This is a genomic window from Paenibacillus sp. DMB20, from assembly GCF_000987955.1.
Classification (GTDB): domain Bacteria; phylum Bacillota; class Bacilli; order Paenibacillales; family Paenibacillaceae; genus Paenibacillus_AQ.
Genome location: NZ_LAZU01000051.1, coordinates 31,669 through 44,913 on the forward strand (window position 1 = coordinate 31,669; position 13,245 = coordinate 44,913).

Below are 13,245 nucleotides of genomic sequence, written 5' to 3' on the forward strand. Positions count from 1 at the left end.
GGATAGATAGACTTGTTTTCGTATAAGGAGGATGTTAATCATGACGTCAAAAGGAAACAATGTTCAACTTCAAGCGAAAGTCAGAAACGAATTTACCCGGGCTTCCCGCCGCAAAATACGGCAGAACGGCGGCGTTCCGGGCGTCGTATACGGATCCGGTACCGAAAGCATTCCGGTGTCCGTCAACCTGAAGGAAGCGGCAAAACTGTTTTATACCGGCCGCTCCGAAGTATTCAATCTAAACATTGAGGGCTCGGATTCCGTCCCCGTGCTGGTTAAGGATATTCAACAGCGGGGCGGTAAAGTCATACATGTCGATTTTCTCCATATTTCGATGAACAAACCTGTCCGCGTCAGCATTCCCGTAGAATACCAGGGAACCGCCGCAGGCACGAAAACAGGCGGCATTTTGCAGACGCAAGTCACGGAGCTGGAGGTGGAAGGGCTTCCTGCCGATCTTCCGAGCGCCATTGAGGCGGACGTGTCCGGACTGGAGGTTGGGGATAAGATCACCGCTGGCGATCTGAAGCTGCCGAAGGGAGTAACCTTGCACGCTTCCGAAGAGGAAGTGCTGGCCTCCGTCATTATTCCGCGGGCCGTGGAAGCTGCCGAGGCTGAGGCGGCGGCGGGGGAAGAAGCGCCGGCTGAAGGTCAGGATAAAGAAGACTAATAAGGAACATCGGAAGATCGAGGCTCCCAATTTATAGGCACAATGCTAATGCGTTGGGATAACCTTCTGCTTGAAAACAATAGATTCGATAGAAACAGCAGCAGCCGGGATTTCTTCTCGGCTGCTGCTGTTTTTAACTCTCTTAAGACGACGAACGTTGCTGCTTGGCTCATTGCTTTTTTCCCGATCCCAATGATGGATTCCCTTACAGGGCGTTAACTCCCAGGGAGGGAGCGCCATCCCCGAAATATTTGCTCCAAATCGCCAGGTAAGTCCCGTCCTGCTGCATCGTGCGGAGCGCGTTGTTAACAGCTGCCAACAGATCGGGGTTTCCATTCGCAACGGCTGCGCATACGTTATAGGTTTCATCCAGGGAATCGGCCGTCTTGACAGCCAGATCGGGCCTGGTCTGTTTCATGTTCAGCACGGACAGGCTGTCCGTTATTACGGCATCGACCGTTCGACGGAGGAGCAGATCGGTCGCATCCGAATAATTTCGGGCCTGAATGGTATTCGACCGATGCCGGGAAGCGATGCTCCGATATTCTCCGACGGCTTCTACGGCGACATTTTTTCCCTTGATGTCCCGAAAGGAACGAATGTCGCGTTCGTCCGGTCTCACGACGAGAACCGGCGTGGCAGACATATATGCATCGGAGAAATCGTACAAGCCTCTTCTCTTGGCCGTGTCCGCGACTTGATTAAAGACGGCATCGTAGGCTCCGCCAGTCAGGCCGGGCAGAAGGTCTTTCCACTGCTTTTCAACAAACACCGCCTTCATTTCCATATGTCTTGCGACTTCTTCCGCCAGCTCGACATCAAAACCTTTCAGGCTCCCATCGGCTCCGCGATAGCTGAAGGGCGGGTAATTGCCCTCCGTGCCAATCCTCAGCGTTCCGCGCAAAGAAGCATCCTGAAGAAGCCTTCCCGTATCCACCCGGTAGGGAGCTACCCCCATATTGGGTGTCGGAACCCTGTCGCGGGCCTGGTTATTGCCGCATCCGGATAAGAAGCCCAGAGCCAATGCGGCCGTCAACAGCAGTTTGCAAACCGTGGATATCCCGAACATCTCAAAACCGTCCCTTCCCATAACGATGAATGATTGATGTAAAAGTTAGGATATCCCAAACCCGAGCATGTATTCGGAAGCGGGTTTATTTTTGAACGGAGCCAAGGTTGGCTGGTGTGCCGTTCTGCTGCAAATCATGAAAATAACCCGCAAGGTAATCCCTGAATTCCATGGCTGCCCTGGAAAGATATCGAGTCTCAAGCCAGGCGATATGGAAGGTTCGTTCGCATACGGGCTGTTCGATTTCCAGCTTTACCAGGGATAATTCCTCGCTGCTTTTGCATTCTCCCATAAAGGCCACGCCAAAGCCGGACCGGACCAAATCGGCGATGCTTGCGGGGTCCTCCACCTCGCAGACGACATTCGGCTCGAAGCCTGCCTGACGGCAAAACTCGTCGTTCATGATTCGTAAAGGATAGCTTTCCTTGTAGCCGACAAATGCCTCGTTTGCGGCCTCCTTCAAGTGAATGCGGGTCCGGTCGGCGAGTCTGTGCGATGGAGGGACGGCCAGATAGACCTTCTCCCGCAGCAACGGAAGCTGACGGATGCCTGGATGTTTGATCGTAATCGCGGTCAGTAAGAAATCGACCTCGTTTTCCTCGATCATCTGCTCCATTTCTTCCATCGAAGACTGAACGATATGAAAATTTACGTCCGGGTGCTGTTTAAGGAAATGCTGCAGAGGCTCCTTGAGCGATTCCAGGTTGGACAGCGCCAAGTGGATGCGTCCGTGCTCCAGCCCCGCAAGGTCGGCCAGCTCACGACGCCCCTCCTCCAGCAGCCGCAGAGCCGCCGAAGCCTTTTTCAGAAACGCTCTTCCGAACGGATTAAGCTTTATTTGCCTGGCTTGCCTGTCGAACAAAGGCACTCCCAAGTTCTCTTCCAGTCTGGCGATGGTTTTGCTGAGTGCCGGCTGGGCGATTCGCAATTCCTCCGCGGCCTTGGTCATATGCTCAAGTCTGGCTACGGTTAGAAAATATTTAAGCTGTAGCAGTTCCATTCCGATCTCCCTTCTTCTTTTCATATACTTAAGTATATGCATATATGTCCATTTTTGTATTTTTTTATTATCTTTCTGTGATTTTAAAATGGAAGTGTGGAAAGAACAATACCTATCTCCATGTTTAACGATGAACATTCGGATTAGAAGATTACGGAGGGGTGATATGAAATTGTTGGTCATCAGCGGTAGCGCGAGAAGCCATTCCAATACGGGCGCCGTTTCGGAAATGGTCCGCCGCATGCTGGATAAGATAGGGGAAACGGTCGGAATTGACTTGGCTGCTTGAACGCTGTGGTTCAGCCGGGTCAGGTAGCGGTTGACGTGGAGCGTATAAACCGAATCAAGGGATCGATCGAGGACGCTTGTCTTCAGAGAATTGAGTCCATGCTCCGGGAGTTTGCACAGATGGCGGAGCAGCGGTCGGCAGAATAACGGCAATAAGTGAGAGCCTTTACCAGAAAGGGGATGGATGTTATGAAAGCTGCGGCGATTAACGCATTTGGACCGCCGGACGTGTTGAAAATCATGGAGTTGGATCGCCCCGAGGCCGGTCCCGGTCAGGTTCGGGTAAAAGTAAAAGCGGCCGGGGTCCAGCCGTTCGACTGCGCGGTCAGGTCCAGCGGCTGGGTGCCGCCGGGATTAAAGATCCGGTTTCCGCAGATTCTGGGAAACGAATTTGCCGGCATTGTGGATCAGGTCGGTGAAGGAGTCGCGGATTTCTCAATCGGCAGCGAGGTTATGGGCTGGGCCATGTTGGCCTGTTATGCGGAATACGTGGTGGTCGGTACGGATCAACTGGTCCGTAAACCCCAAGGGATGCCTTGGGAGGAGGCGGGGGTGCTTACGGCTTCCGGCCAGACGGCCCATACGGCACTTGAAGAGCTGGGCGTCGGTCAAGGAGATACGGTGCTGATTCATGCGGCGTCGGGCGGCGTCGGCACGATGGCCGTTCAGCTTGGGAGAGCCTGGGGGGCGACGGTGATCGGTACAGCCAGCGAATCCAATCATGAGTATCTGCGTTCCTTGGGGGCTATTCCGGTCACCTACGGGGAGGGGCTTGTCGAGAGGGTCCGCTTGCTGGCGGCTAACGGCGTGGATGCCGCCTTCGACGCTGCTGGCGATGAGGCGCTGCGCGCATCGCTCCAACTGGTCGAGAACCGGGATCGCATCGGCACCATCGTATCCTTTGAGCTGGCTTCACAGTCGGGCGTCAAATCCATCCGCAGCCAGCGCTCCGTAAGGCGCCTGAACGAGCTTGCCGAATTGTACGCAGAGGGAAAGCTGAAAATTCATGTACGGCGGACATTTCCTCTCGAACAGGCTGCGGAAGCGCATCGGGCTGTCGAAAAGGGTCATGGACGCGGAAAAATCGCTTTGGTAACCGAGTAATCACTTGGAACATGCGTGCGTGGCCTTCCGCTTATCTAGTAAGCATAGTGCCATTTACCGTCGGTCTTTTTGCCGGCGGTTTTTTTTATTGTACGGGGCAAGCTGATTAAGAGGAGAGGACGACTAAGGAACCCGGGCTTCCGGTTATCCCGGTTTACCGCAAGATTAATGCTCGGTAGTTATCTTGCAGACGGGAGTTCCATCCTTTATGATTACAAGGAAATTGATCTCTATCGCGATTTCCAATGTATTTTTTCATTTGAGGTGATAAATGAATGCATCCGGTAACCAAAACACTGCTCATTCTCGGCGGCGCCCTGATCGTTATCGGCCTGTTGTGGCCGCTGATCGGCCGGTGGATCGGCAGGCTGCCCGGCGACATTGCGGTGGAACGGCCGGGCTTCCGGTTTTATTTTCCGATCGTGACGTGCATCGTGATCAGTGCGGCCGGATCCTTGATTATGTACCTGATCCAGCTGTTCCGGAAATAGGTTGCAACGACAGGAGAAGAACATGAACAACACGAATTTGAACAATACCAACTTGACGTCAAAGGCTGAGGGATCCAGGGGCCGGAAAAAGCATTACATCCCGGTAAAACGAAAGTTTTACGCCAGCCATCTGTTTGCATTGGCCTGGATGGCCATGTCCATTGTCTTTTCCATACCGTGGGTAAGGGATTTCGGAGAATTGGTTACCCTTCCGGTCAGTCTTATAGTCATTGGAGGCATCTCTTATCTGCCTGGCTATATGAACGCGTTTATGGTCTCCAGTCTGCTGTTTGACCGGCAGCCTTCCTTCAAAGTCACCAATTCGAAGGCGCCGGTATCCATTCTCATTGCCTGTCATAATGAAGAGGAAAACATTAAGGATACGCTCCGTTATATTTCTGTTCAGGATTATAACGGCCCCCTGCATATCTGCGTCATAGATAACAACTCCAGCGACAACACCCCGGAGGCGGCCCGATTGGGCGCGAAGGAACTGGGGCTTGAGATTACCGTGCTGTCCGAAACGGTGCCGGGCAAGCACCATGCCTTGAACCGAGCGATTGAGAATGTAGAGACCGAGTTGGTTATTACCCTGGATGCCGATACGGTATTGCATCCGTCAGCAATCAGGTATCTTATTTCACGGCTAGTTTCGTCCCCGGATGATGTATGTGCCGTTGCGGGTACCGTGCTGGTACGCAACAGCCGGGGGCGATTTTTGGCAAGGGTTCAGGAGTGGGATTATTTCTTAGGGATTGCAAGCGTCAAGCGTCTGCAGGGTCTATTTCAAGGAACGCTTGTTGCCCAAGGCGCTTTTTCCGTCTATAAGACAAAAGCGGTTAAGGAGGTTGGAGGGTGGCCTGACGCCATTGGAGAGGATATCGTGTTGACCTGGGGGTTTCTCAGCCGAAACTGGAGGGTCTATTATGAACCGCTTGCGGTTGCCTTTACCGATGTGCCGGAGGGCCTGCGGCATTTTATAAGACAGAGAAGCAGATGGGCCAGAGGGATGATTGAAGCCCTCAGAATCACGAAGCCGTGGAAACAGCCTATACCCTATGTAAAATATATGACGGGCGTTAATCTGGTCATGCCATACCTGGATTTCGTATACACCTTTTGCTGGCTCCCCGGTCTGGTGTTTGCCATGTTCGGGCATTACTGGATTGTCGGTCCGGCCACGCTGTTTGTGCTTCCCCTCGCCCTGTTGCAGAACTATATATTGTACCGTTACCAGCGGGGGATTTTTTCGTCGGCTCGACCTTAAAATCAGGCAGAATCGCTTCGGCTTTATAGCCTTCGTGCTGTTCTATCAAATGCTGATGAGCCCTATATCGGTCTGGGGGTATCTGCAGGAAATGTTCAGGCTGCGGAGGGTGTGGAAATAACCGATGATACAGGCATGTTGAGGGAAAAGGGGTATCCGGAAGGGGAGAATCTTCCGGATACCCCTATTTCAATCGCCTGGCTTCCGATGGTTGTTTGGAACGATGTTCCGGGTCAAGATCCAAGCCATCGGCACCCATTGTGTATGGAGGATGAAAATTAACTGCTGCCATCCTCTTTCAAAATCATGGAATCAGCCTTTTTCTTGTGCTGATCCTTAAACTTGAACAACCGGTTCATCAAATTGTAAACCAGCTTGGATTCTTTCGTTAATAATGGACCAAGAATAGCCAGGATCAGCACGTACAGCGCGGCAAAGGGTTGGATGATGCCCATCAGGCCGCCGGCTTTACCGAGATTGGCAAGGATGATCGAAAATTCTCCACGGGAAACAATCGTCAGTCCGATATTCGAAGAGGCCTTGGAGGACAAACCCGCGCTCCGGCCTGCCAGCATACCGGCAGTATAATTGCCGATCAGCGTGACGATAACCGCTGCCAGGGAGAGCCAGACGGCTCCGCCAAGCGCGCGCGGGTCTATGGTCAACCCGAAGCTGAAAAAGAATATGGCGCCAAAGAAATCGCGAAACGGCAAAATGAGATGCTCGATCCGATCAGCGTGCTCGGTTTCGGCCAGAACCAGTCCAAGGAGCAGCGCTCCGATCGCCTCGGCCACATGAATCGTTTCGGAGAAGCCCGCCAGCAGGAACAGTGACGCAAAAAATAACCAGAGAGAACAACTCGTTGGAGCGGATGTTCAGCAGACGGTTGAGCAGGGGGGTAGCCTTGCGTCCCGCCAGGAGCACCAGAAGCATAAATCCCAGCGCGACAACGGCTGACAGCAGTACGCCTCCAATCGAGGAGGAGCCGCTCAGTATGAGTCCTGAAAGAATGGATATATACACGGCCAGGAATACGTCCTCGAACATGATGATGCCAAGAATCATTTCGGTTTCCGGATTGGCCGTCCGCTTTAGATCCACCAGCACTTTCGCGACGATCGCGCTGGAAGAAACGGTGGTAATGCCCGCGATGATAAGGGTTTCCGCTAACGGGAAGCCGGACACCAACCCGATCAACAGACCGAGCGTAAAGTTAATGCCGATATAAATGGTTCCGCCGACAGCGATAGAGCGTCCCGATTTAATGAGCCGTCCGACGGAAAATTCAAGACCAAGATAAAACAATAGAAACAATACGCCGATGCGTCCCATAAATTCGATGAACGGAGCGCTTTCGATAAAACGGAAATCAAAGTGCCACCATTGCATGGCATGGGGACCGACAGCCATTCCGATCAAAATGTAAAAAGGAACGACGGAAAAACGGAGTTTTGCGGATAATAACCCCGATAAGGCGATTAAGGCAATCGCCAAACCCACTTCAAAAACGAGATGATCCATCTATTCAACCACTTCCATTCAGTAGAATTTGTTTAAACAGCCGCTGCTGGGGGCGTTCTCCCACCACAACGAGCATGGAATCGGCATTTAAAATGGTGTCCGGTCCGGGATTGATCCGCTTTCCTCGGGTTTTGTCCACGACAGCGATAATCGTTGCTCCCGACGCCTGCCGGACCTGAAGCTCGCCGATGGTTTTGCCAACCCCATCGTAATGCGGCTCCATCCGGTACCATTCAATGATCAGTTCGTCGAGCGCCATATCAATGGTTTCGAGGGCTTTCGGCTTATACGTGAGCCCGCCCACAATCGCGGCAAGCTGACGCGCTTCATCATCATCCATTGAGATCATCGAAATGCTATCGTCCGGATCGTCATAACTGAAATGGTAGATTTCACGTCGTCCGTCATCGTGCAAGATGACGACGGCTTTATCTCCTCCGCGGGTCTCCACGACAAATTTTTTTTCCGATACCCGGCAGATCACTTTCACGCACATGCATGTATTTAATCCTCCTAGGGAAGTTTTTTTGTTGAAAAACGGCACACTTAAATAAGCCTTCGCTAGTTCGGCTTTTTTTTAGACATCGATTTTAAACACTTGAATTAGGATGAAAGGAGAAATCAAAGAAAGCGCGATTCGTCAGATCAATCGGCAGGTAACTACGCTCACAAATGTGGAAGTGAATTTGATGGGGAAAAGCATTAGAAGGCGCAGCCGAAGAAGGATAACGGGTCGGTATGTGAGCCGGTATCCCGGGACAGGAAGCGTCATAACGGCCGCGGTGCAGAACAGCACGATGATGATTTTGCTTGCGGATAAATGCTTGGATGCCGAATGGGATGTTTTTTGTACGGCGGATGCTTTCACGCGATGATGGGGATCATGGACTGATTTTCCCGAACCGTTCTGATTGGCGTATGGATCCTCGACCGGAATGGAAAAGGGAAATACCAGCAAAAACAGGATTCCCAACATGGCAATTTTTTTTGAAAATATTGTAATGGCCTTTCATGTTGTCCCACCCCCTTTCGAGTCAACCATTCTCAATTCATCATAACACATAAATGAATCGATCTCAAAAAGAGATTGATGAAGATGCGAACGCGCATTCAGAAATGAGTAAAAAACATGAATCAAAACAAAACCTGAGACGAAATTCGCCTCAGGTTTCGGGATGTTCCATTCGGGCAACTGCATTTTCTTACGGGTTGATACCAGGAACGGACCGGGTTTTCTGCTTGTTTTTGTAATCCTTTTTTTATCTCGTCTTCATCTTTATTCTCAAGTATGCCGGTAACCACCTCGTCCAGCATGTCCGTGGCTGCATGATCCGGGCGGTCCGGCTCGGGGATCGGTTCTACCCCTGGGAATCGTCCTTCGTAATCGGTTTTATTGTCGGTCATGTCTGCTCCTTCCTTTCCACACTATATTTTGGCATTATGGGTCCGGATATATGTAACGAATAAACATGACAAGAGCGTTTGAACCAAAAAAGAGAAGGAGGGAATGCCGATCTTTGCCCAAAAACCAATCCGACGAATCCGAAAGCGAAAGTTCAAAATGCTTCTTACCGTCTGAACATTTTCTTGAAGGCAAGCTGCGCCAAAACAAACGTCAATACGGCATATCCGATCGTCCACCAAAAATGCTCGTTAAAGGTGGCGTAATTGCCGGCTATTACGTCGCGGGCCAACTCAATCCCGTGGACGAAAGGCAAAGCATGGCTGATCTTTTCAAACGTTTCTCCAAGCAAAGAGATATCCATCCAGGCACCGCCTAAAAACGATACCAACGTAATGTAAATGGTTCCTATGCCGGAAATTTGTTTTTCGGTGAACAATGCTCCCAAAAATAAGCCCAGGAACGTGGACATCATCGCAAGCGGCAGAAGAAGGACCGTGCTGGCCAATATATCCAGGATATCTGCCGTCAGCCCCAAAAACATCGCAATGATATAACAAATGAGCGTTTGAAAAATGGACAGGGGCAGCATTGGCAAAGCATAGCCAATCACATAATCCACGGTTCTTAAAGGGGAAGCCGATAAGCGTTTCAGCAAAGCGCTTTGTTTATCTTTGGCAATAAGCAGGGCAGAGAACATGGTTAAAAAAGCGAAACTAAAAACGATGAGTCCAGGCGTCAAATTGATGGCCTTGAATGTATCGAGAGGCGCGTTCTTTTCAATCGTCGTGAAAACAACCAACAAAACAATGGGCAATGCGATTCCGAGAAAAACGGACAAAGGATCGCGGAATATCTCTTTTCGGTTGCGTACCGCAAAATTAAGCACTGCTCTCAACCTCCCCGTCGCATATAGCGAGAAAGGCGTCTTCGAATGATGCTGCGTTGGTTTCCTGTTTAAGTTGTTCGGCGGTTCCCAACGCCTTCAATATGCCTTTTTGCAAAATGCAAATGCGGTCGGCCAACGCTTCCGCTTCTTCCAAGTAGTGGGTTGTCAGGATAATCGTCATCTTGCCTTTCAGCTTGGAAAGATTGCTCCATAACTCGCGCCGGGAACGTACGTCAAGCCCTAACGTCGGTTCATCGAGAAAGAAAATTCGAGGATTCGTAATGAGCCCCATGGCAATGCTTAATCTTCTTTGCATACCGCCCGATAATGTTTTAGCTTTAGCTTTTTCTTTCTCTGTCAGGTTAAACAAATCGATCATTTCGGCAGCTTTAGCTTTGGCCTCTTTCTTGGAGCTCCCATAGGTACCTGCAATGAACTCGAGATTTTCGCGTACGGTCAGATTGGGCGCCACGGCTGTTTCTTGAGGGGAGAGATTCATTTTGCGCTTTATTTTGTCCACGTTTGTCAAAATGCTGTCCCCGAAGACAAGAGCATCCCCTCCCGTCGGCGCCAAAAGTCCGCATAACATGCTGATCAAAGTGGTTTTCCCGGCCCCATTTTCCCCAAGCAGCGCGAAAAATTCACCTTCTTCCACGGAAAACGAAAGCCCGTTGACAACGGCCGTTTCCTTATATCTTTTCGTTAAATTTTTTAATTGTATGGCTGTCATCTAATCCTCCTCATCGATCTTTTTTGCGTTTAAAATATCGTTCGCAAATTCCAGGAAGAGCTCTTGCTTCACAAGGGCAATTCCTTGATCCTCATCACCCAGCATCAATAAAGAATCCCCGGGCTTAATATCAAAAATCTCCCTTGCTTCTTTGGGGATGACGATCTGTCCTTTTGCCCCGACTTTTACGCTTCCAAAAATATGCTTGCCTTTAGGTGCCATTAAGTGAATCCTCCTTAAAGTCCGTATAGTCATACTTTTCATACTTAGTATACTTAGTTGGAAAAGTAATTTCAAGTGGTACTCCAATTATTGGATGTTCATCATTCTGCCCAGAAGCTGTACGCTTCAGAGCATAGTTGCACAGGAAGCTTTTGTCATGAAGCGTGACAGTCATTATAATGAGAGGAACGGATATATCCGTCCGGATTGCCATAAGTTTGGCAAAAAACGGATCGGGAAAAGGGGGAGTTTCCATGAGTTTCATGGATAAATTCAAAGCCGGCGTAGCCGAGGCCGGAAGCAAAGCGAAAACGATGGTCGAAATTAACAAGCTCAAGCTGCAGAACAGCGGCAAGAAAAATGAAATGAACGAGCAGTTTCAGGAAATCGGGAAGGTTGTTTTCGAAGCGGTGGAGTCGGGGATGTGGCCGCCGGAAAGGGAGCGGCTGGAAACCTACATCGAGCAGCTCTCCCGCCTAAAATGGGAGATTGAACAAAATGAACTGCAGATCAAAAACCTGACGGATGTAAAAACCTGCAAATCGTGCGGCCAGCAGGCAGCGATACAGGACCGTTACTGTTCCGTCTGCGGTTACACGTTTGAGATTGTTCAGGAGCCCGAAGTTCGCGCGATTGAGCTAGGGGAGGGAAGTCCGGACTAGGAAATAGACACTATTAGAAGCACGAAAGGATGCGTGCCCTTCATGATTATATTATTAGGCGGAAACAGCTGCACCGGTAAAACATTAATGTCCCAAAAACTGTTAGAGAAATATAACATGCCGTACCTCTCGATGGATCACTTAAAGATGGGATTGTACAGAGGAGACGAGAATTGCGGATTTACGCCTCTCGATAGCAACGAAGTCATTGGCGAAAAATTATGGCCCATGATTAAAGGAATCATTATGACTAATATCGAGAATGATCAAAACCTGATTATTGAGGGTTGTTATCTGCTGCCGCAATATGTCAAGGATATTGAAATCGCTTATCCGGATCAGGTTATTTCGGTTTTTCTTGGCTTCTCTTCAAAATATATAAAAGAAAACTTCACTAAAATAATTGAACATAGAAATGCCATAGAAAACCGCAAGTATCCGGAAGAAAGAACAATAAATGATCATATCCAGGCTCATGACGAGTTTAGAACGAAGTGCTTGGAATGGGATGCCAATTATTTTGAGATCGACCAAAATTACGAAGAAGAGATTCAGAAGGCATATCGCTATATAGATGCTCGGATGAGCATGCTAAATGCTGTCAAACAGTTATGAGGAATCCATTAAAAAAAACGCTTGAAAATCGGATATGCCACGAGAGCTTTAGGAGGTTGGACGAGACGATGGATAAGTATACAAAGCCCGACTTCACCCGATGCGCCGTCCTAACGATTGATACCCAAAATGACTTTAGTTTGCCGGGGGCTGCCGCCGAAATTCAAGGAACGCACGAGGTCATTCCGCGAATGAATTGCATCTTGGAGGTTTGCAGGAGCCGGCAAATCCCGATCCTGCATGTTATCCGCATCTACAAGGAAGATGGATCGAATGCGGACCTTTGCCGAAGGGAACGGATTGAATCCGGAGCGGGTATCGTCAAGCCCGGATCCGTTGGGGCGGATCTTGTTGCTTCCATTAAACCTTTGGATGCCGAGGAATTAAATTATGAAGACCTGTTAAATGGAACGATTCAACGAATAGCCAATTTGGAATGGGTTCTATATAAGCCTAGATGGGGGGCATTTTACCAAACCCGGCTGGAGTCTTTTTTTAAGAGAGAAGGAAATCGACACGGTAATCATCATAGGGTGCAACTTTCCGAATTGTCCAAGAACAACCATATATGAGGCGAGTGAGCGGGACTTTAAAGTTGTCATGGTCGAAGATGCTGTTTCAGGCGTCTATGGCAAGGGCATTGACGAGATCAAGAATATTGGCGTGAAGGTTTGCGCAACGAACGAGTTCATGCAAGTGTTGGGAAACATGCCGCCCAAAGGCTGAATTTAATGAATTGATCATTGAATTTCCCTCTTTTAAATGCTAGAAATAAAATGTGAATCAAAGAAGGCAATGGCATCATCTCACGTTTTGCGAAAGAACAATTTTTGGAAGAGGGATAAAATGATACAGGACAACCGAACGCAAAAGTATCACGTGCTGACCCGAGGAGTCATATTAGCCGATAACCATCTTTTAGTTGCCCATTGCATAGGAATGGATAATACGTTTTTACCAGGAGGACATGTTGAGTTCCGTGAAAGCATTAGAACTTCTTTGCGGCGAGAGATCAATGAGGAACTTGGTTTAAAATGTGAGGTGGGACCGTACATAGGAGCAGTAGAAGCGGAATACGAGGATGAAGGAATATACCATCAGGAAATAAATCACGTTTTCGCTGCTAAGTTGGAAGGAGCGGAATATAGAAAGAATCCGCCATCCCAAGAGAGCCATTTGGAGTTTTATTGGATACCCGTAAACGAAATGGATCGACATAACCTTCTTCCGCAACCCATGAGAAGGATTGTTGAAAATTATATAAATGAAGCCGAAGGGCCTTTTTTCGAAAGCACATTCGAATAGGGAGCTTTCC

Annotated in this window: 17 protein-coding genes and 3 pseudogenes; 12 read left to right on the forward strand and 8 right to left on the reverse strand. The window is 49.4% G+C overall.

Going from position 1 to position 13,245, the window contains the following annotated elements; translation table 11 throughout:
- Positions 1–40 precede the first annotated feature (40 nt).
- On the forward strand, positions 41–670 hold the full coding sequence (locus XI25_RS27330; protein ID WP_046681054.1) for a 50S ribosomal protein L25: 630 nt from the start codon (positions 41–43) through the stop codon (positions 668–670).
- A 205-nt stretch (positions 671–875) separates the two neighbouring features.
- On the opposite strand, the gene XI25_RS27335 is transcribed toward XI25_RS27330, so the two are convergent.
- Positions 876–1,739, reverse strand: a complete 864-nt coding sequence (locus tag XI25_RS27335) for a transporter substrate-binding domain-containing protein (protein ID WP_046681055.1) — start codon at positions 1,737–1,739, stop codon at positions 876–878.
- A gap of 85 nt (positions 1,740–1,824) precedes the next feature.
- Complete coding sequence (locus XI25_RS27340) at positions 1,825–2,739, reverse strand: LysR family transcriptional regulator (protein WP_046681056.1); 915 nt, start codon at positions 2,737–2,739, stop codon at positions 1,825–1,827.
- Between the two features lie 166 nt (positions 2,740–2,905).
- On the opposite strand from XI25_RS27340, the gene XI25_RS35485 reads away from it, so the two are divergent.
- The 5 genes and pseudogenes from XI25_RS35485 (at position 2,906) to XI25_RS27355 (ending at position 6,010) form a co-directional block, all read left to right on the forward strand.
- Positions 2,906–3,028 (forward strand): NAD(P)H-dependent oxidoreductase, encoded by a 123-nt coding sequence (locus XI25_RS35485; RefSeq protein WP_160308960.1) that lies wholly within the window; start codon positions 2,906–2,908, stop codon positions 3,026–3,028.
- Positions 3,025–3,174 (forward strand): hypothetical protein, encoded by a 150-nt coding sequence (locus tag XI25_RS33540; RefSeq protein ID WP_160308961.1) that lies wholly within the window; start codon positions 3,025–3,027, stop codon positions 3,172–3,174. Before XI25_RS35485 ends, XI25_RS33540 begins: the two co-directional genes overlap by 4 nt.
- A gap of 42 nt (positions 3,175–3,216) precedes the next feature.
- Positions 3,217–4,131 (forward strand): NADP-dependent oxidoreductase, encoded by a 915-nt coding sequence (locus tag XI25_RS27345; RefSeq protein ID WP_046681057.1) that lies wholly within the window; start codon positions 3,217–3,219, stop codon positions 4,129–4,131.
- Positions 4,132–4,406: 275 nt separating this feature from the next.
- Positions 4,407–4,622: a DUF2905 domain-containing protein gene (locus XI25_RS27350; RefSeq protein WP_046681058.1), complete on the forward strand. Its 216-nt coding sequence runs from the start codon at positions 4,407–4,409 to the stop codon at positions 4,620–4,622.
- A gap of 22 nt (positions 4,623–4,644) precedes the next feature.
- Positions 4,645–6,010: pseudogene (locus XI25_RS27355) on the forward strand (glycosyltransferase family 2 protein).
- Between the two features lie 157 nt (positions 6,011–6,167).
- On the opposite strand, the pseudogene XI25_RS27360 reads toward XI25_RS27355, so the two are convergent.
- Both XI25_RS27360 and XI25_RS27365 read right to left on the reverse strand, forming a co-directional pair.
- Positions 6,168–7,410: pseudogene (locus XI25_RS27360) on the reverse strand (cation:proton antiporter).
- Between the two features lie 4 nt (positions 7,411–7,414).
- Positions 7,415–7,910, reverse strand: a pseudogene (locus XI25_RS27365) (cation:proton antiporter regulatory subunit).
- 189 nt (positions 7,911–8,099) lie between these two features.
- Between XI25_RS27365 and XI25_RS33150 the strand changes: the two are divergent.
- Positions 8,100–8,285: a hypothetical protein gene (locus tag XI25_RS33150; RefSeq protein WP_152669234.1), complete on the forward strand. Its 186-nt coding sequence runs from the start codon at positions 8,100–8,102 to the stop codon at positions 8,283–8,285.
- 259 nt (positions 8,286–8,544) lie between these two features.
- Here the strand turns inward: XI25_RS33150 and XI25_RS27375 are convergent, their stop codons facing one another.
- The 4 genes from XI25_RS27375 to XI25_RS27390 all read right to left on the reverse strand — a co-directional run bounded on the left by XI25_RS27375 (position 8,545) and on the right by XI25_RS27390 (position 10,653).
- Positions 8,545–8,814: a hypothetical protein gene (locus XI25_RS27375; protein ID WP_046681060.1), complete on the reverse strand. Its 270-nt coding sequence runs from the start codon at positions 8,812–8,814 to the stop codon at positions 8,545–8,547.
- 164 nt (positions 8,815–8,978) lie between these two features.
- Complete coding sequence (locus XI25_RS27380) at positions 8,979–9,701, reverse strand: ABC transporter permease (RefSeq protein WP_046681061.1); 723 nt, start codon at positions 9,699–9,701, stop codon at positions 8,979–8,981.
- On the reverse strand, positions 9,694–10,431 hold the full coding sequence (locus XI25_RS27385; RefSeq protein WP_046681062.1) for an ABC transporter ATP-binding protein: 738 nt from the start codon (positions 10,429–10,431) through the stop codon (positions 9,694–9,696). The genes XI25_RS27380 and XI25_RS27385 overlap by 8 nt, the downstream gene beginning before the upstream one ends.
- The gene (locus tag XI25_RS27390) at positions 10,432–10,653 is read right to left on the reverse strand and encodes an AbrB/MazE/SpoVT family DNA-binding domain-containing protein (protein WP_235440458.1); all 222 of its coding nucleotides are present in this window, start codon (positions 10,651–10,653) and stop codon (positions 10,432–10,434) included.
- 254 nt (positions 10,654–10,907) lie between these two features.
- Between XI25_RS27390 and XI25_RS27395 the strand changes: the two genes are divergently transcribed.
- The 5 genes from XI25_RS27395 to XI25_RS27410 all read left to right on the forward strand — a co-directional run bounded on the left by XI25_RS27395 (position 10,908) and on the right by XI25_RS27410 (position 13,235).
- Positions 10,908–11,315 carry a zinc ribbon domain-containing protein gene (locus XI25_RS27395; protein ID WP_046681122.1) on the forward strand — a complete coding sequence of 136 codons (408 nt, stop codon included), beginning with the start codon at positions 10,908–10,910 and terminating at the stop codon, positions 11,313–11,315.
- Between the two features lie 42 nt (positions 11,316–11,357).
- Positions 11,358–11,930 (forward strand): 2-phosphoglycerate kinase, encoded by a 573-nt coding sequence (locus XI25_RS27400; RefSeq protein WP_046681063.1) that lies wholly within the window; start codon positions 11,358–11,360, stop codon positions 11,928–11,930.
- Between the two features lie 68 nt (positions 11,931–11,998).
- A complete protein-coding gene (locus XI25_RS27405; protein WP_268794582.1) occupies positions 11,999–12,502 on the forward strand; it encodes a cysteine hydrolase family protein in 504 nt (167 codons plus the stop codon).
- Entirely contained in the window at positions 12,459–12,656 is a 198-nt protein-coding gene (locus XI25_RS35970; RefSeq protein WP_268794586.1) for an isochorismatase family protein, read from the forward strand. Before XI25_RS27405 ends, XI25_RS35970 begins: the two co-directional genes overlap by 44 nt.
- Positions 12,657–12,776: 120 nt before the next feature.
- Entirely contained in the window at positions 12,777–13,235 is a 459-nt protein-coding gene (locus XI25_RS27410) for an NUDIX domain-containing protein (protein ID WP_046681064.1), read from the forward strand.
- Positions 13,236–13,245: the final 10 nt, after the last annotated feature.

Coding starts and splice junctions, on each gene's coding strand:
- XI25_RS27375 (WP_046681060.1), bottom strand. CDS start 8,814: ATGACCGACAATAAAACCGATTACGAAGGACGATTCCCAGGGGTAGAA.
- XI25_RS27410 (WP_046681064.1), top strand. CDS start 12,777: ATGATACAGGACAACCGAACGCAAAAGTATCACGTGCTGACCCGAGGA.
- XI25_RS27330 (WP_046681054.1), top strand. CDS start 41: ATGACGTCAAAAGGAAACAATGTTCAACTTCAAGCGAAAGTCAGAAAC.
- XI25_RS27395 (WP_046681122.1), top strand. CDS start 10,908: ATGAGTTTCATGGATAAATTCAAAGCCGGCGTAGCCGAGGCCGGAAGC.
- XI25_RS27385 (WP_046681062.1), bottom strand. CDS start 10,431: ATGACAGCCATACAATTAAAAAATTTAACGAAAAGATATAAGGAAACG.
- XI25_RS35485 (WP_160308960.1), top strand. CDS start 2,906: ATGAAATTGTTGGTCATCAGCGGTAGCGCGAGAAGCCATTCCAATACG.
- XI25_RS27345 (WP_046681057.1), top strand. CDS start 3,217: ATGAAAGCTGCGGCGATTAACGCATTTGGACCGCCGGACGTGTTGAAA.
- XI25_RS27400 (WP_046681063.1), top strand. CDS start 11,358: ATGATTATATTATTAGGCGGAAACAGCTGCACCGGTAAAACATTAATG.
- XI25_RS27340 (WP_046681056.1), bottom strand. CDS start 2,739: ATGGAACTGCTACAGCTTAAATATTTTCTAACCGTAGCCAGACTTGAG.
- XI25_RS27390 (WP_235440458.1), bottom strand. CDS start 10,653: ATGGCACCTAAAGGCAAGCATATTTTTGGAAGCGTAAAAGTCGGGGCA.
- XI25_RS33150 (WP_152669234.1), top strand. CDS start 8,100: ATGGGGAAAAGCATTAGAAGGCGCAGCCGAAGAAGGATAACGGGTCGG.
- XI25_RS27335 (WP_046681055.1), bottom strand. CDS start 1,739: ATGTTCGGGATATCCACGGTTTGCAAACTGCTGTTGACGGCCGCATTG.
- XI25_RS27350 (WP_046681058.1), top strand. CDS start 4,407: ATGCATCCGGTAACCAAAACACTGCTCATTCTCGGCGGCGCCCTGATC.
- XI25_RS27405 (WP_268794582.1), top strand. CDS start 11,999: ATGGATAAGTATACAAAGCCCGACTTCACCCGATGCGCCGTCCTAACG.